13 protein-coding genes are annotated in these 17,289 nt (G+C 40.5%); 11 read left to right on the plus strand and 2 right to left on the minus strand.

Going from position 1 to position 17,289, the window contains the following annotated elements; genetic code table 11:
* Positions 1-106 precede the first annotated feature (106 nt).
* A complete protein-coding gene (locus tag J8M01_RS10390) occupies positions 107-316 on the plus strand; it encodes a hypothetical protein (protein ID WP_211057920.1) in 210 nt (69 codons plus the stop codon).
* Here the strand turns inward: J8M01_RS10390 and J8M01_RS10395 are convergent.
* The gene (locus tag J8M01_RS10395; RefSeq protein WP_192506970.1) at positions 308-1,279 is read right to left on the minus strand and encodes a LysR family transcriptional regulator; all 972 of its coding nucleotides are present in this window, start codon (positions 1,277-1,279) and stop codon (positions 308-310) included. The genes J8M01_RS10390 and J8M01_RS10395 overlap by 9 nt on opposite strands.
* A 120-nt stretch (positions 1,280-1,399) precedes the next feature.
* On the opposite strand from J8M01_RS10395, the gene J8M01_RS10400 reads away from it, so the two are divergent.
* The 4 genes from J8M01_RS10400 (at position 1,400) to J8M01_RS10415 (ending at position 7,805) form a co-directional block, all read left to right on the plus strand.
* The gene (locus tag J8M01_RS10400) at positions 1,400-2,587 is read left to right on the plus strand and encodes an efflux RND transporter periplasmic adaptor subunit (protein WP_192506971.1); all 1,188 of its coding nucleotides are present in this window, start codon (positions 1,400-1,402) and stop codon (positions 2,585-2,587) included.
* Between the two features lies 1 nt (position 2,588).
* Positions 2,589-5,762 (plus strand): multidrug efflux RND transporter permease subunit, encoded by a 3,174-nt coding sequence (locus J8M01_RS10405; RefSeq protein ID WP_192506972.1) that lies wholly within the window; start codon positions 2,589-2,591, stop codon positions 5,760-5,762.
* A 112-nt stretch (positions 5,763-5,874) separates the two neighbouring features.
* Positions 5,875-6,873, plus strand: coding sequence for a zinc-binding dehydrogenase (locus J8M01_RS10410; protein ID WP_192506973.1), 999 nt, complete (start codon positions 5,875-5,877; stop codon positions 6,871-6,873).
* Positions 6,874-7,220: 347 nt separating this feature from the next.
* Complete coding sequence (locus J8M01_RS10415) at positions 7,221-7,805, plus strand: ABC transporter substrate-binding protein (protein WP_192506974.1); 585 nt, start codon at positions 7,221-7,223, stop codon at positions 7,803-7,805.
* A gap of 83 nt (positions 7,806-7,888) precedes the next feature.
* On the opposite strand, the gene J8M01_RS10420 is transcribed toward J8M01_RS10415, so the two are convergent.
* On the minus strand, positions 7,889-8,689 hold the full coding sequence (locus J8M01_RS10420) for a DUF2989 domain-containing protein (RefSeq protein ID WP_192506975.1): 801 nt from the start codon (positions 8,687-8,689) through the stop codon (positions 7,889-7,891).
* Between the two features lie 144 nt (positions 8,690-8,833).
* Here J8M01_RS10420 and J8M01_RS10425 point away from each other — a divergent pair, with 144 nt between their 5' ends.
* From J8M01_RS10425 to J8M01_RS10450, 6 genes are all read left to right on the plus strand, one after another.
* Entirely contained in the window at positions 8,834-10,279 is a 1,446-nt protein-coding gene (locus J8M01_RS10425; protein WP_192506976.1) for a glyceraldehyde-3-phosphate dehydrogenase, read from the plus strand.
* Between the two features lie 186 nt (positions 10,280-10,465).
* Entirely contained in the window at positions 10,466-11,593 is a 1,128-nt protein-coding gene (locus tag J8M01_RS10430) for a M14-type cytosolic carboxypeptidase (protein WP_211057921.1), read from the plus strand.
* Between the two features lie 68 nt (positions 11,594-11,661).
* Complete coding sequence (locus tag J8M01_RS10435) at positions 11,662-13,338, plus strand: AGCS family amino acid carrier protein (RefSeq protein WP_210997062.1); 1,677 nt, start codon at positions 11,662-11,664, stop codon at positions 13,336-13,338.
* A 104-nt stretch (positions 13,339-13,442) separates the two neighbouring features.
* Entirely contained in the window at positions 13,443-13,769 is a 327-nt protein-coding gene (locus J8M01_RS10440) for a hypothetical protein (RefSeq protein ID WP_192506979.1), read from the plus strand.
* Between the two features lies 1 nt (position 13,770).
* Positions 13,771-14,052, plus strand: a complete 282-nt coding sequence (locus J8M01_RS10445) for a DUF1315 family protein (RefSeq protein ID WP_192506980.1) — start codon at positions 13,771-13,773, stop codon at positions 14,050-14,052.
* On the plus strand, positions 14,042-16,723 hold the full coding sequence (locus J8M01_RS10450) for a DUF349 domain-containing protein (protein WP_211057922.1): 2,682 nt from the start codon (positions 14,042-14,044) through the stop codon (positions 16,721-16,723). Before J8M01_RS10445 ends, J8M01_RS10450 begins: the two co-directional genes overlap by 11 nt.
* Positions 16,724-17,289: the final 566 nt, after the last annotated feature.

Raw genomic sequence — 17,289 nt, forward strand, 5'->3', positions numbered from 1 at the left:
AACTGCTGCAAAAATGAATCTGAAAGATCAACAGCCCCTAAAATGAACAGTTTTATGATGTGGCTCGGTCTATTGAGTAAGCGTTATTAAATCTGGGTTTAGTACAATGTGTAGTTGTGTAAAACCAAGTCGTCGAACACAGTCAAAGAGCAATACCGATATTACTGAGATGAATACATCGCAGCGAGCACGCTTTACCACAGTGGCAAACATTGCGACAGAGCGTCGAGCTAAGTTGCATAAATACCATCCAACTAAGAAACAGCCAAACAATCTCTCTTGGTGGCATTGGTTGTTGTCACTTTTATCAAAATAGTGGCCTTGCCTTTGGTGATTCAAAACCATACATTGCAGAGTAATTCGGTATATTGTTTTCCCAAATTGGCGTATCTTTACCAATATATTCTCTGATAGCATCGAAAAAAAGCCGAGTCCTAACAGGCAGATCCCGATGTGGATAGACCGCGTACATCGCACTGTAATCCATGAGTTTAACATCGGTTAAAAAGGGCACGAGCTCACCGCGTTTAACTTCTTGATCAACTAAAAATGCAGGAACCACGCAAAATGCGGTGTCAGAAAGCACTTTTAACAGAATGAGATCTCCATCATTTGAACGAAACACGCTCTTAATTGGCATTTCCTTCGCATTGTCATCTACGTCAAAGTAACTAACACCAGTAAAGCGTAGGCCTTCACTTGCATATGTTGCCGCAGGTAACTCGGTAAGTTCATCGATGTGCTTAGGAGTACCATATGTTGCGAGAAATTGGGGGGTTGCGAGCATGACGAGTCGGTTTCGCGCTATTTTTCTGGCGATGAGCGAAGAATCTTTGGGCTCACCGACTCGAAATGCAAGGTCAAAACCTTCCCCAACAATATCAACGAGTCGGTCTTCTAAGCGCAACTCAACTTCAACTTGTGGGAAGCGTTTTTGAAATTCATTGATCACGGGCTGCACATACCGTCGACCAACGATAGTTGAGCTGGTTATGCGCAGTAAACCTTTAGGCTCTGTATGATAATTTTCGGCAAGTAATTGGGTTTCACTCAGAAGCTTTCTTAATTCTTGTGCTTTTTTTACCATTTCAGCGCCGGCTGCGGTTAACGAAAAAGAACGCGTGGTTCTATTGAGCAAGCGGACGCTCAGCTCATCTTCTAATCGACCAATTTGTTTTGATATCACGGAGCGATCTATATTTCGTATCTGCGCCGCCTTGGCAAATGAACCTCGTTCTACGACGTCTAAAAACATGAGTAATCGTGTGCCGATATCCATTATCTTCTCTTTGTAATGACTATTGGTGTTATTTTGGCACTAAAGAGTTTAAAAATCGATGCTTTTTTGTCTTTTATATGACCGTTACACTGTGCCGTATTATGATTTGGAGGTCTAAAGATGAAAAAACCACTACTTGTACTATCAATTCTTGCCGGTTTGGCATATCTATCAGGTTGTACGGAAACGCATGCAGAAACTAAAGCACCTGCAACACAAATGTTTAAGCAGCCGATTGATATTGCACAAGTACAAAGTTACCCCGTGCAATCTTGGTTTACGTATACCAGCCGACTAGAGGCGGTTGAATCGGTAAGCTTGCGACCTCGGGTTTCTGGGGTTGTTGACTCGGTTAATTTTCGAGAAGGGCAGAAGGTCAGCGCGGGAGACACGCTATTCACTTTAGACCAAAGACCTTTCAAAACAAAAGTTGCAGAACTGACTGCGCAGTTAGCCAGTGCAAATGCGGTATTACAACAGGCAAAAAATGAGTCTAAACGTGCGGAGCGGCTGTCTAAGAGCAACTCAATCGCACAAGAAGAACTTGAAAGTCGTCGTTCTGTTTTAGCGCAACGTCAAGCGGATGTGTTTGCGACACAAGCAAAGTTAGATGCTGCACAGCTAGACTTAACATTTACACAGGTTATAGCGCCGATAGATGGGGTGGTTTCTCGCGCAGAGATCACAACAGGAAATACAGTTCAGGCGGGGCAAAGTGAATTGACTCACATTGTATCTGATTCTCACTTATATGCGTATTTTGATATCAATGAGCGGACTTGGCAAAATGCTTTCGCAACCTTAAAAGGTGATAAACAAACGCCCGTATTAATGCAGCTAACGGCCCAGCAAAGTTTTGCTCACCAAGGTGTGATTGATTTTGTTGATAATCGGATCAACGAGCAAACAGGTACATTAAGAGTACGCGCCATTTTTGATGCTGAGTCACATTTAAAACCGGGAGCATTTGCACGTATTCGTCTCGCAACAAGTGATATTAAAGAACAAGTATTGGTGCCCGAAAAGTCAATTGGTACTGATCTGAAAAACCGATTTGTACTGGTAACCGATGAAAACGATGTTTTGCAATATCGCTTAGTGACGCTAGGTGAAAGATACGGAACATTGCGTGCCATTATTTCGGGCTTACAAGTGGGTGATAAAATTGCAGTCAATGGGCCTGCGCGAGTTGGGCCGGGCATGCCAATCTCTCCAAAGATAGTAGAAATTAGCACAAAAGATCAATTACTCGTATTAGGTAATACCCAGCGCGTGTTGCCAGCGTTAACAATGCAGCGAGGAGAGTAGTATGTCGTTTTCTCACTTTTTTATAAAGCGACCTATTTTTGCAGCCATGCTGTCACTGGTGATCCTCATAGCGGGTGCAATTAGCTTGTTTCAATTGCCGGTGAGTGAGTACCCAGAGGTGGTGCCACCGACGGTTGTAGTAACTGCGAATTACCCTGGTGCGAACCCTAAAGTCATTGCTGAAACCGTCGCCACACCTTTAGAGCAAGAGATCAATGGTACTGAAAATATGCTGTATATGTTTTCACAGGCGACCAGTGATGGACGTATGACATTGACCGTGACGTTTGCATTAGGTACTGATCTGGATAGAGCGCAAGTACAAGTTCAGAACAGAGTAAATAGCGCATTGCCACGTTTGCCTCAGGAAGTTCAACGCTTAGGTGTCGTTGCTGAAAAGGCATCACCAGATCTTACTATGGTGGTCCATTTGTTTTCACCAGAAAAGACCCATGATACTGCTTATTTATCAAACTATGCCGACTTATACGTAAAAGACCAAATCGCCCGTCTTCCAGGTGTGGGGGATGTACAATTATTTGGTGGTGGTAAGTACGCGATGCGTGTTTGGTTGGACCCAGATGCACTGGCCGCGAACCAACTTACTGCGATGGATGTCGTAAGTGCGCTTCGAGCGCAAAACCAACAGGTTGCTGCGGGTAGTTTAGGTGCTCAGCCTACAGCGAATGAAGCCCAATTTCAGGTACTGCTTAATGTCAAAGGTCGCTTAAGTAGTATTGAAGAATTTAATAAAGTTGTTATCAAAGTTGGTAGTAATGGCGCATTGACACGTCTAGGCGATGTGGCACGAATTGAACTAGGTCAGAATTCATATGCACTTCGGGCAATGTTGAACGGACAGCCAGCATTAGCAATGCCTATATTTCAAAGACCGGGTTCGAATGCAATCGAGTTATCAGATCAGGTTCGAGAGACAATGAAAAGGCTGAGTCACTCTTTTCCTGAGGGTGTTGAATATGACATTGTCTATGATCCAACTGTATTTGTAAGAGGCTCAATTGATGCGGTAATTGCGACATTGCTGGAAGCGATTGTATTGGTTGTTTTAGTTGTGATTTTATTTTTGCAAACATGGCGTGCATCTATTATTCCGCTTATAGCAGTACCCGTATCTTTGGTTGGCACATTTGCGGTTATGCAATGGCTGGGAGTGTCTATAAACACCTTATCACTGTTTGGACTCGTACTCGCAATTGGTATTGTGGTGGATGATGCGATAGTGGTTGTGGAAAATGTTGAACGTAATATTGCGAAAGGACTGAGCCCGGTTGAAGCTACAAAAGTCGCTATGAATGAAGTAACAGGCCCTATTATTGCGATTGCGCTCGTCTTATGTGCTGTGTTTATTCCTACTGCGTTTATTACCGGTTTGTCGGGGCAATTTTATAAGCAATTTGCACTAACCATTACTATTTCGACGATTATTTCTGCAATTAACTCTTTGACATTATCACCCGCTTTGTCTGCGATGTTATTAAAGCCTCATGGCAGTAAACCAGACTTTTTGACCAGAGTATTGAACACATTGTTCGCTAAGTGGCTATTTAATCCATTTAACCGGTTTTTTGATAAAAGTAGTGCAGGGTATGAAAAACTTGTCAAAAAGTTGATTAGGATGTCGGCTGTTATTGCAGTGGTTTATATTGCACTACTGGGTTCAACGGTAAAGCTCTTTGATATGGTGCCTGGCGGTTTTATTCCGGCACAAGACAAACAGTATTTGGTGGCCATTGCACAATTACCGGATGCGGCGAGCTTAGATCGTACCGAAGACGTTGTGAAGCAAATGGAACAAATCGCACTGCAAGTGCCAGGTGTTGCAAATACCGTTTCTTTCCCTGGCCTATCTGTGAATGGTTTTACGAATAGCCCTAATGCAGGCATTGTATTTACACCATTGGAACCATTTGAGGATCGAACAGATCCAAGCCAGTCGGCGATGGCAATTGCCATGGAACTAAATAAACGCTTTACGGCAATTGATGCGGCGTTCGTGGCTGTATTCCCGCCGCCACCCATTCAAGGGCTAGGTACTACGGGTGGATTTAAGCTACAAATAGAAGATCGTGACAACAAAGGTTTTGAGGCATTATTCGCGGCATTGAATACCGTGACCAATGAAGCACGAAAAGACCCTGCGTTAACGGGCTTATTTTCAAGTTTTAGAATACAAGTGCCACAAATGGATATTGACATAGACCGCGAACAGGCCTTAATTCAAGGGATCCCTTTATCGGAAGTGTTTCAAGCCTTGCAAGTTTATATGGGCTCGCTATATGTTAATGACTTTAATTTGTTTGGCAGGACATATCAGGTAACGGCACAAGCACAAGCGGAACATCGTTTAGACCCGAAACAAATATTGGACTTAAAAGTACGAAATGCCAGAGGCGATATGGTGCCATTGGGGTCTGTGCTAACGGTGACGCCGACGACAGGACCGGATCGAGTGATGCATTATAATGGCTATCCAAGTGCTGAGTTAAATGGTAGCCCCGCACCCGGTTTTAGTTCAGATCAAGCACAGCAAGCAATGGAAGCAATACTTGCAAAACATTTACCAACAGGTATGGCTTTTGAGTGGACAGACGTGACTTATCAGCAAATATTAGCGGGTAATACTATGATGTACATATTTCCACTGGTTGTACTGTTAGTGTTTATGGTTCTTGCGGCACAATATGAAAGTTTACGCTTACCGTTGGCAATTATATTAATTGTCCCTATGACTATTTTCTCTGCATTGCTTGGAGTGTGGTGGATTGGTGGAGACAATAATATTTTCACTCAAATTGCATTAATCGTACTGGTCGCGTTAGCGTGTAAAAATGCCATTCTTATGGTGGAGTTTGCAAAAGAGCAGAATGATGCAGGACAGAGTTATTTTGAGGCCATTATCGAAGCATGCCGTTTACGATTAAGGCCAATTTTGATGACTTCGATTTCGTTTACCGCTGGGGTTATCCCATTAGTGATGGCATCCGGCGCCGGTGCTGAAATGCGCCATGCAATGGGGATTGCGGTATTCTTTGGTATGATAGGTGTGACGGTATTTGGACTATTATTCACGCCCGTATTCTATATGCTTGTAAATCGTAGAAGCCCCAAAGCGGTCGAGCAAGAGCAGCAAGCGGCAGCCTCTTGTAAAGTTTAGGTTGAGACAACCTTAATAGAATGTTCTAATAATTGACACAATATTGGCTCATGATAGTGAGTCGGCACGGACGCCATAAGTCATTACGTAATGTATTAAAGCTGAGAGAGTTATGGTTGATTTTCCAAACAAAATGAAAGCAATTTTATTGACCGAGGTTGGTCCGGACTTTAAATTGGAGAACGCACAGATACCTATGCCTGTGTGTTGCGACCAAGAAGTACTGGTGAAAATCGAGTATGTCGGTTTAAATGGTTTGGATGCCAAGTTTGCTCAACAAGGCACACCTTGTTGGCAGTACCCTCGAGTGTTTGGGTTAGATGCGGTCGGTACTGTTGTTGCTGGGCCCAAAGGTGTGCATCCAGAAGTTGGCACTAGGGTCATGTGGCATAACGATATAGCCAGTGAAGGGGTACTAAGTGAATATGTAAAAGTGCCTAATTTTGCATTGACTGTATTACCACCGGACATTAACCCAGCAGTTGCAGCTAGTTTACCAACGCCGGGTATGACCGCGCTTATTGCCCTCTACAAGCTGCAACTAAATGAGGGCGATACGGTGTTTATTGAAGCTGGAAATACATGTGTTGGACAGTTGGCGATACAAATGGCCAAACAGCAAGGGTTAACAGTTGTCACAACGTCGCCTAAACAGTGTAAAACGGCCTTGAAAAAACTCGGAGCAGAACTGGTCATTGATGATAAAGAAAATGATATTGCAGAGAAGATCCAGCAGTACTTTGGTGTTGATAATGTTCAAGGGATCATTGACTTATCTGGTCAAAATACCAATAAATTGCTTGAACTGTTGCAATTTTGTGGCCGCATAAGTTGTGTGTCAGGGCTGGCTAAGCTTGATGAGTCATTGCTCTTTATGAAAGCCCCAAATATTGGCATAGTTTCTCTGCCTGGTGCGTGGTTGGCAAAAAGTATTTGTGCTCAGCAACGGATGTCATTTTTGGGTAATGTTTTGACTGATTATTTACAGCAAGAGCAACTGTGTTTATCTGAAAAAGAAATTATTGCATTTGATGCTGAGAATATTCATTCTGCGTTGTCTGCACGTATGACAGGTACTAGCCACTTTTATCAAGTTGTTAAAGTCGCATAGGTAGTATCATCTTGAAATGTAAGCACATAAAGTACTGTTGTGTGCTTACACCTGCGGGTCTAAAGCGTGCAATTACGTCTTCTGTTATTTTGATGGATGCAATATACAGTATCTAACTGAATTTAATCTAATTTTTTATTTTTATTCTTGACACATTTCTTCAATATTCCTTACAAATTCTCACATTTATTTTGTCAATAATTAGATAAAATACGTGTTATCGGAATATGTTACGACCTTTAAATTTAATTGGTGCCACAAGGGCATCAAATATGTGCTTTATTGTATCTTCTATAGCATGATGTTTTTACGTAACATAGCACTATTGAACATTGAGGATGTTACTTATGAACAAATTACTAGTTGCCACTTTATTTCTTTTTTCTACATTTAGCTTTGCCGCTGAATCGCCATTTCAGTTGATAAATCAAGTTGGCGACAAAATGTTTGCAGATATAAAGCATGTGAATGCGGATGGAAATGCAGACAGCAGCACCATGAAAAACATTGTTCGTAGTCGGTTGATGCCTCACATTGATGTTAAATTTGTTTCGTTCAAACTACTAGGTAAACATATTAAAGGGCTTAAGCGCGCAGAGGCGGTTGAATTTATTTCTGCCGTTGATAATTATTTGGTTAGCACTTATGCATCGGCTTTGTTGCAATACAAAGGGCAAGAAGTCATATTTGAAGAGTTGCCACTGAGTAAAGAGAGTGACTTTGCAACTGTGAAAGTATTGATTAAAGAACAAGCTGGTCCAGATATTGATATGCATTTCAAGTTTAGGCAAAGTAAAGATGGCTCTTGGAAAGTGTATGACATGGTTGCAGAAGGTATTTCTTTATTGAGTGCAAAACAAAAAGAAATCACAGGAAGAATATCGCAAGTTGGGTTAGCGACAGTGACCAATGAGTTAAAAAGCAAAGTGTAAAAATTTAACTTTCCGACTTAAAGTTAAAGCTAAAGAGCGGCCCGTTTGGGAGCGCTCTTTTTTTGTATTTAAGCTGTGAGTGATTAAAACTCCCTTGGTGAAACAAATGTACCATCTTGGATATTATTAAATGTTTCAGCTGCTAAGTCATCAAGTGGCGCAAGAGACTGACCTCTACTGGTGATTTGATGTGTAACCGGTAATATATCGATGTCTTCAAACCCTGACATCAAAGCAACTTTAGAAAATATATACGCATGCTTAAACTTTCTTTGTTTGAAGAATAGGCTAGTAAGGGAGGTATACACTTCAATATTCGGCTTTTCACCTTCTTTATTGAGCTCAAGTACTCTATAAAGCAAGTTAATGGTTTTTTCGTCATCAAACTTTGCATAATACGAGGCTAAGAATAATTGAATTTCTGGATCTGAGGTGACTTTTGGTGAGTCTTCCATTTTGAGTAGTTTATTCATCGCTGTTTGATTATTGTTGCGAGACCAGTGGTAGTAAAGTAATCCAGGGTGTGTCGTATCAAGAGAATCTTGGTAAATTCGATTCATTTCTTTTAGGCTCGTAAGGTGTCCTTCAACACGTGACGTTGTCTTTTCTTTTAATTTAATATGTTCAATCTTAGCAGCCAAAGAAACACACTCATCATACTTTTCAAATAACTTTAATAATTGATACGCGTTATCATCTGTAGGGTCTTTGTATTCTATATATCGGGCAATTGTTACTTCAGCACGCTGATCTTTACAATGGCTATCTTTATTTAAATCGGTACAAAAGCCAGGTGTTTCTTTACAAACACGACTCAATGTAAGTGGCTGATCACAAGCCACAAGTAGCAGTGTTGATAAGACAAGGGATTGTCTTAATACCATTTTCGTTTCTCTCTTTCTTCTTATATTTACCATTTTAACGCAATGATTTAATCGGTAACAGTGGAGAATCATAGCAGTTTAAATTAGAATACCGTTGCCCAGAAGGGCTATCCGTTCAAAAAATTGTTTATTAGGCAGAAAAAAATGACCTTATCTCACGAGCAAGAATATCAAAATAGTTGGCAAGAACGCCAAGATTACGCAGAAAACATGCAGCCAATTATTGGCCGTTTATACCGTAATTCAGGTATTGAAATCGCCATCTATGGTCGTCCTCTTGTAAATACCAGTGTTATTGATGTAATTAAAGCACATAAAACAGTGGCACGCTTTGAAGAAAGTAAATTGCGTTTACGTGAAAGCTTCCCGTTCTTAGAAGCGATTAGCAAAATGGACCTCGCACCAGCTCGCATTGATCTTGGTAAATTAGCTTATGCATATATTTACAAGAATGCAGGCGAAGGCCGTTCAATCGAAGAATATCTTAATGCTGAACTGTCTGAATTATTAAATAAAGGCGATGGCCAGAAACCAAGAGATGTGGTTTTATATGGTTTTGGTCGCATTGGTCGTTTATTGGCGCGCTTATTGATTGAACGTGGCGGCTCTCACGCTGATTTACGCCTTCGTGCAATTGTTGTTCGTGGTGGCCGAGACGGTGACTTGGAAAAACGTGCAAGTTTATTACGCCGTGATTCAATCCACGGTCCGTTCAACGGATCTATTACAGTCGATCATGAAAAGAAAGCCATTAAAGCAAATGGTAATTACATTCAAATCATCTATGCAAATTCACCAGATGAGGTGGATTACACTAAATATGGTATTGAAAATGCTCTAATTGTAGATAATACCGGTATTTGGAAAGATGAAGATGGTTTAGGGTTACACCTTAAATCGACAGGCGCAGCAAAAGTGTTGTTAACTGCACCTGCCAAAGGTGAAATTAAAAACGTAGTATATGGCGTAAACAACCAAGATATTGCAAGTGAAGATAAAATTGTTTCAGCAGCAAGCTGTACAACCAATGCAATTACACCGGTGCTAAAAGCTATCAATGATAAGTTTGGTATTAAAAATGGTCACGTTGAAACTGTGCATTCTTACACAAATGACCAAAACTTGATTGATAATTACCACAAGGCAGAGCGCCGTGGTCGCAGTGCTGCATTAAACATGGTTATTACTGAAACAGGTGCTGCTAAAGCCGTTGCTAAAGCGTTACCTGAACTTGCAGGTAAACTAACGGGTAATGCAATCCGAGTTCCTACTCCAAATGTATCGATGGCAATCATTAATTTGAATCTAAATTCAGAAACAGATCGTGATGAGTTAAATGGTTACCTACGTGATACGTCATTGTATTCAGACCTACGTGATCAAATAGATTACACTTCGTCTACTGAAATTGTATCTACCGACTTAGTTGGTAGCCGCTATGCAGGTGTGGTTGATTCACAAGCGACAATTGTTGATGGTGATCGTGCTGTACTTTATGTGTGGTATGACAATGAATTTGGTTATAGCTGTCAGGTTGTACGTGTAATGCGTGACATGGCTGAAGTTGCATTTCCAAGCTTACCGCGTTAATTTGTAGTTTGTTCGAAAAAGCCAGCATTTGCTGGCTTTTTTAGTTTTTGAACGTGTATGGGTATGATACCCTTGCTGTTGTGTGTTACACAAAACTAACATTTTAGATGTGTATTTATCAAAGTAAGGTTAAACACGACGTTTAGATCTTACATATTGCAAAAAAGACTCAATTTAGGGTAAAGAATGAACATCACTAGTAACTTTGACAGTGGTAATATCAAGGTGATCTCACAACAAGATCCGCTAGATATTCAGCTTGAAATTAATAAGGACCATGAGTCTGATTTTTTCCAATGGTTTCATTTTCGTTTAGAAAGCACACCATTTTTATCTCATAAACTACATATTAATGGCTTAGAAAAATCTGCTTATCCTGAAGGATGGGAAGGTTACCAAGCGGTTGCATCCTATGACCGTCAAACTTGGTTTCGTGTGCCAAGTACCTATGAAAATGGTTCATTAATTATCGATTTTGAACCTGAGTTTTCACATACGTTCTTTGCGTATTTTGCACCTTATAGTTATGAGCGCCATTTAGATTTAGTTTATTGGGCACAAAGCCACGATATTTGTGAAATTGAGACGCTAGGCGAAACACTTGATGGGCGAGATATTAGCTTGCTAAAAGTGGGAGAGCCGAACGACGATAAGAAAGTGATTTGGATCACTGCACGTCAACACCCTGGTGAGACCATGGCTGAATGGTTTGTCGAAGGTCTACTACATAAATTACTAGATGATGAAGATCCGCATGCAGCTGCTCTATTATCTAAAGCTGTGTTTTATATTGTACCAAATATGAACCCTGATGGCAGTGTTCGCGGCCACTTACGTACCAATGCGAAAGGCGTGAATTTGAATCGTGAATGGGCCACTCCATCGTTAGATAAATCACCTGAAGTATTTCATGTGTTGAATAAAATGCATGAGTCAGGGCTAGATTTGTATCTTGATATTCATGGCGATGAAGCTTTGCCATATAACTTTGTGGCTGGCGGAGAAGGTATTCCAAGTTATGATGCACGTTTAAAAGACTTAGAAGAGTCATTTAAATCAGCATTATTGGCAATTACTCCGGAGTTTCAAGATGAGTTTGGGTATGACAAAGATGCACCGGGTGAGGCTAACTTGACCGTTGCTTCATGTGCTGTTGGTGAAGCATTTAAAGCCTTGGCATATACCATTGAAATGCCATTTAAAGACAATGCCGACTTACCTGACCCATATTATGGATGGTCAGATAGAAGGTCTTATCAATTTGGCCAAGATACGTTAGCAGCTATTGTGAATGTAGTTGATAAATTAAGATAATAATAAAATTTCAAAAGGCAATTCAGCAATGAATTGCCTTTTATGTATAACAACAATGAGGATGAGTCGTGGATGCATTTGGACAACTGCTAGATAATCTAGATGGTTTATTAGGAGGAGCTTTCTGGTTCCCATACGTTTTACTAGGTGTTGGTTTATTTTTTACCATTTACCTGAAATTTCCCCAAATACGTTACTTTAAACACGCCTGCAAGGTCGTTACAGGTAAGTTCGATAAAAAAGACCAAGAAGGAGATACCACGCATTTTCAAGCGTTAGCAACGGCCCTTTCTGGTACTGTTGGTACGGGTAACATTGGTGGGGTGGCACTTGCGATTTCAATCGGTGGGCCTGCAGCATTGTTTTGGATGTGGATGACCGCTTTTTTTGGTATGACAACAAAATTTGTGGAAGTGACCTTATCTCATAAATACCGAGTGAAGACGGATGATGGTACGATGGCTGGTGGCCCAATGTACTACATGGACCGTCGTTTGAATATGAAATGGTTGGCGGTATTGTTTGCTATCGCCACTGTTATTAGCTCATTTGGTACAGGTAGTTTACCGCAAATTAATAATATTGCTCAGGGTATGGAAGCGACGTTTGGTTTTGAACCTTGGCATACTGGTGGTGTTCTGTCTGTATTGTTAGCTTTAGTTATTCTTGGTGGCATTAAACGTATTGCGGCAATCACATCACGCGTAGTACCACTGATGGCTGCTGTTTATATTATTGGTGCTTTAGGTGTGATTTTATATAACATCGAAAATATTGGTCCGTCATTCGCATCTGTATTTGTTGATGCTTTTTCAGGCTCAGCTGCGGCAGGCGGTTTCTTAGGTGCTTCATTTGCTTATGCATTTAACCGAGGTGTTAACCGCGGGTTATTTTCTAATGAAGCGGGGCAAGGTTCAGCGCCAATCGCTCATGCATCGGCAAAAGGCGACGAACCGGTATCGGAAGGCATGGTATCTATACTAGAGCCATTTATTGATACCATCGTGATCTGTACTTTGACAGGATTAGTTATTTTATCGTCTGGCGTATGGACAGAAAAATTTGATACGCACTTTGAACGTTCATCAATGACCATTGTACAAGGTAAGTTTGATGAAAATGAGCCTGCACAACGAGACGCGTTGTATAAATATTTAAATGGCCACACTGGGCATGGCGTCGAGTTGTATAATGGCGGCATTAACGTTGTTCAAGGTCGCGCAGTTAATAATGACTTTACGATTATCCATTCTCGCTCTATTGGCGAAGATATTCGTTTTGGTATTACACCGCGTCACGTTTATACCGGTGTGGTGAAAGTAGAAAATGGTGTACCAGTTGACAATAGTATCAGTATCATGGGTAAATCATTAGTGCATTCTGCGGAGCTTACAACAAAAGCATTTACGCGAGGTTTTTTTGGTGAAAATGGTAAGTACATCGTATCTATTGGCCTATTATTGTTTGCATTTTCAACCGCAATAGCTTGGTCTTATTACGGTGACCGAGCGATGATTTACTTACTCGGTAGTAAATCAGTTATGCCATATCGGGTCTTTTACGTCGCAGGCTTTTTCTGGGCATCATTTGCAGATACGACACTTGTTTGGAAGTTAGCGGCAGTTGCCATTGTGGTTATGACCTTACCTAACTTGTTTGGTATTTTCTTACTCCGCAAAGAGATGAAAGAGTCAATTGACGACTATTGGACTAAGTTCAAAAAAGAAAATCCGCAAGAAAAATAAACTCATGGTGAATGAATGTAATTGAACAAAGACATTCATTAAGAAAACAAGTAAAATGGCGCCTTAGGGGCGCCATTTTTTTGTAGCATTAGGAGTAGTTATTTATGGCAATTGTGCAATGTCCTAGTTGTAATAAATCAATTTCGAGTAAAAGTATGGTTTGCTCTCATTGTCAAACACAATTAGGTGATGTAACTGAAGAACAGTTGGCTCGAATAGCATCAACTAAACGGATTCAGAAACAACAAATGTTTATTAACCATTCTTTTTTGGCGTTGATTTTATTCTTAGGTGGATTTTTATATTTGTATTGGCAGCAGCCCGCAACTGGCACAGTTCAAATGGCACTGACAAAAGCGGCGATTGGCATTGGGTGCTTTTGGTATCTCGTTAATCGTGTGATCTTGGTTTATTTGAAAAAGAAAAAGTAATATGAATATTGATAGCTTAGTTAACAATTTGACCCCAGAATTATTTGAGCGCTTACAATATGGCGCAGCAACAGGAAAGTGGCCTGATGGCACAATTTTAACGCAAGAACAGAAAGAGCAAACGGTGCAGCTGGTTATGCTGTATCAAGCAAAAGTTGCGAAGAGCAACGAACAATTCACCATAAACTCAGAGGGTGAAATGGTTCAAAAATCTAAACGCGAGTTACAGCAAGAATTCAAAGCCCAAAACGAAATAGCTAGGTTCAGTGAACATGATCTTTAAACACCTTTTTACGCCCAAATGGAAACACCCTAAAACGGAAATACGTTTAGCCGCAATCGATAAGTTGGATACAGGTAAAGATGCCAATTTATTACAAACAATTGCATTAGAAGATAGCTCAGCAGAGATCCGTAAAAAGGCACTTCATAAAGTTAACGACTTAGTTTTGTGGTGGCAGGCATATAAGCAAGACCAAAATTTAAAAGATCTTGCAGAGCAACAGATATCCAGTGCGGTACTAAACAGCAATAGCGCATTGTCAAACGACATTCGTAGTGAATACATAGACCGCTACGCGCCGGCTAAGTTTTTAGAAAAATTGGCATTTGCTGAAAAAGAATTGCAAGTACGATTCAAATTATTGAAGCGTTTAGCGAATGCAAAATTAATTGAAAAAGCCTTTAGAGAAGGCTCTGAAGAATTACAAGTGGTCCTGCTGCCGTTGATTGAACAATATCAACTTGAAAAGTCAATTTTGAAAGTAGCACAAGGCGCTGCCCTTATACATTTACAAGATTATTTAGAACAGCAGCGCTTAGTGAAAGTTATGCCAAAGCAAGTCGAACAGCAGACGAAAATGGTATTAGCTAAATTGAATGCACTGCGTGATAAAACCAGCTATCAATTAGTAGATGAGACGAGTAAAGCTTTATTTAGTGAATGGCAAAGTATTGAATTGAAATGGCTAAGTGAAGAAGATATTAGCATAGTTGATGATAAGTTTAAGCGTATTAGTGAAAAGCTAAACCATCATATCAGTGCGTTAAAAACTCAGTATGATGATGAACAAACAGCTTTATTGGCAAAGCAGCACAAAGCTATGGCATTGGCTGAATTGACTGCGGATATTGATGCCTTTGATATTACATTGACGAATGCATTACAGGCGTTAGATACAGAGCAATCAGTACAATTATCTGCTAAGGTGCTTGAGTTAACAGGCAGCGTAGCTACATCTGAATATCAATCAGATGTGGCGTTCATTGCACAGTTTAACCGCATTGAATCGCTACAAAAAGAACTGGCTCGTTTACCTGAGTTAGTGATTGCTAACTCAGAAATGCAGGATGCATTAACAGCATTAGCAGCTATTACAGCAACAGACAACTTAGCGGAGTTAGATACGAAACTGGTTGCACAAAAAGCTGCGTATGATGTCTGTAAAAAAGCACTCCAGCCTTTGCCACATTCGCTTCGTCAAGTTGCTTCAGAGAAATTACGGACGATAAGCACAGAGTTTAAAGCCGCAATGGAGCCATTAGTAAATAGGCAAGAAGTGCACTTAAAACAGGCTCGTCGTAAAGGAAAAGACGTACAACGTTTATTAGATCAAGGTCGTTTCAACGTTGCTTTTGGTGTTTTTAATGGCTTTTTAGAAAGTTATGCTGAATTGACAGAACGCAATCAACAAAGTATTGAAAAGGTGCATACCGCTCTTTCAACTGCTTTGGCGGATGCCAGAGATTGGCAGAAATATGCAGCCACGCCAAAACGAGCTGAATTATTACTTGCGCTTGATGAAAAGTTAAAAGAAACAGATGTTGATGCAAAGAAACGCGCAGCTGAAGTTAAGTTACTGCGTACACGGTGGAATGAGTTGGGTCGAATTGATACCGACGAAGAGAAGGCTCAGGCTGCGGTATTCGATGAAAAAATTGAATTGTTATTTGCACCGTGTCGTGCACATTTTGCAGAACAAGAAGTACAGCGTAAAGCCGCAAAAACTGAACGAACGCAAATAATCGAGCAAATGAGCGTGCTAACCAATGCACCAACGCAGACATCAGATTTTGATTGGCGTCATTTTGAGAGTCAGTTTAATCGACTAGCAAAGGCTTGGCGAAGTGCTGGTAGCGTTGATGGTGCAGCGTATAAAGCACTTAATGAGCAATATCGAGATGCGCATAGTTGTGTGAATGGCATGTTGAAGTCATTTCATCAAGCCAATGCAGCTGCAAAGCAAAAATTAGTAACTCGCGCGCAAGAGTTAGTGTCAAGCGATGAGTTAGCTACAGCTTGCGATGAGCTAAAGTCATTACAAAAGCAATGGCAAACTCTTGGATTTGCCGGTGCAAAACAAGAGCATACTTTGTGGCAAACATTTAGGCAGCATAACGATACGGTATTTTCTTTGCGCAGTGAGCAGTTTAATGCCCAAAAACAACAGCAAGTTGAAGTAGAGAAAACACAGAAAGCTGAGTTAGCGCAAATTTCGGATACACTTGTCGATACCATGTCAGTTGGTGAGCTTCAAGCTGTTAAAGAGCAGGTTGAAACCTTTGATGCCTTACCAAGTGTACGTAAAATGAAAGCAAGCTTAGCTAAAAAAGTTGATTCGATTTTATCGCAAAAGCAAATTCAAAGAGATAAAGAGAAGTTTGTTTCTTTGTTATCGGCACTGGAACAAGGCACAGAAATCCCAAGTCAGTGGTCTTCAACGCATAAACATATTTTAAGTGCAGAGCAGTTACTACTGCGCCTAGAAATATTGAGTAATATTGACTCTCCGACAGAGCAAAAGTCACAAAGAATGAGAGAGCAGGTGGCGTTACTCGATGATAAATTACAAGGTAATTTAGAGTCGTTTGAACAATATTTGACGGCTTATGTGAACGGCGCAGTGGAGACGTTAAATGTTGAAAGACTGGCATCTGTACTAAAAGCAGACTAGGTAATGGGTTTGTATAAGTTTTAATAAAAAAGCGCCTGATAGGCGCTTTTTTTATGAGAATAGCGCCATGGTTTCAACAATATCTACTTTCTCTGGCAGCTCCTAGTTAATTGTGTCGAGTTTATATTTGCTTGATCATATGAGACTCGATAGGCTCTTTGCATTGAAACAAACGAAAAATGCGGTTAAATAACGGACTGTGACGACGAACACTGGGATATGGCAGGTAAGTTTAAACGAAGATTTATCTACAATAGAAAAAACGATGACAATTGAAATGATCACTGAATTGCAAAGATGCTGAGTGTTTGTGATTCTACTTCTCACTTGTTTTGAAGTTATTGAGTGATTTATTGAAAGATCACATGTTTTTCTATGCTTCTCCACAATAAAGCACCAAACAGGTTAAATTCTTAACCCTTTGAATTTAATGTTAACAATTTAATGTGCCTTCTTTACTTTCCACAAAACTCAATAATTTTTGTTTAGAATGTTAATTTTTGGTTGAATTTTGATCGTTTATTCACAATACTGAATTCCGCCTTAGTGATCTGAGGTCTGACATC

It is taken from the genome of Pseudoalteromonas sp. MMG005, assembly GCF_018101015.1.
GTDB classification, from domain to species: Bacteria; Pseudomonadota; Gammaproteobacteria; order Enterobacterales; family Alteromonadaceae; genus Pseudoalteromonas; species Pseudoalteromonas aurantia.

Coding starts and splice junctions, on each gene's coding strand:
- J8M01_RS10390 (WP_211057920.1), top strand. CDS start 107: ATGTGTAGTTGTGTAAAACCAAGTCGTCGAACACAGTCAAAGAGCAAT.
- J8M01_RS10395 (WP_192506970.1), bottom strand. CDS start 1,279: ATGGATATCGGCACACGATTACTCATGTTTTTAGACGTCGTAGAACGA.
- J8M01_RS10400 (WP_192506971.1), top strand. CDS start 1,400: ATGAAAAAACCACTACTTGTACTATCAATTCTTGCCGGTTTGGCATAT.
- J8M01_RS10405 (WP_192506972.1), top strand. CDS start 2,589: ATGTCGTTTTCTCACTTTTTTATAAAGCGACCTATTTTTGCAGCCATG.
- J8M01_RS10410 (WP_192506973.1), top strand. CDS start 5,875: ATGGTTGATTTTCCAAACAAAATGAAAGCAATTTTATTGACCGAGGTT.
- J8M01_RS10415 (WP_192506974.1), top strand. CDS start 7,221: ATGAACAAATTACTAGTTGCCACTTTATTTCTTTTTTCTACATTTAGC.
- J8M01_RS10420 (WP_192506975.1), bottom strand. CDS start 8,689: ATGGTATTAAGACAATCCCTTGTCTTATCAACACTGCTACTTGTGGCT.
- J8M01_RS10425 (WP_192506976.1), top strand. CDS start 8,834: ATGACCTTATCTCACGAGCAAGAATATCAAAATAGTTGGCAAGAACGC.
- J8M01_RS10430 (WP_211057921.1), top strand. CDS start 10,466: ATGAACATCACTAGTAACTTTGACAGTGGTAATATCAAGGTGATCTCA.
- J8M01_RS10440 (WP_192506979.1), top strand. CDS start 13,443: ATGGCAATTGTGCAATGTCCTAGTTGTAATAAATCAATTTCGAGTAAA.
- J8M01_RS10445 (WP_192506980.1), top strand. CDS start 13,771: ATGAATATTGATAGCTTAGTTAACAATTTGACCCCAGAATTATTTGAG.
- J8M01_RS10450 (WP_211057922.1), top strand. CDS start 14,042: ATGATCTTTAAACACCTTTTTACGCCCAAATGGAAACACCCTAAAACG.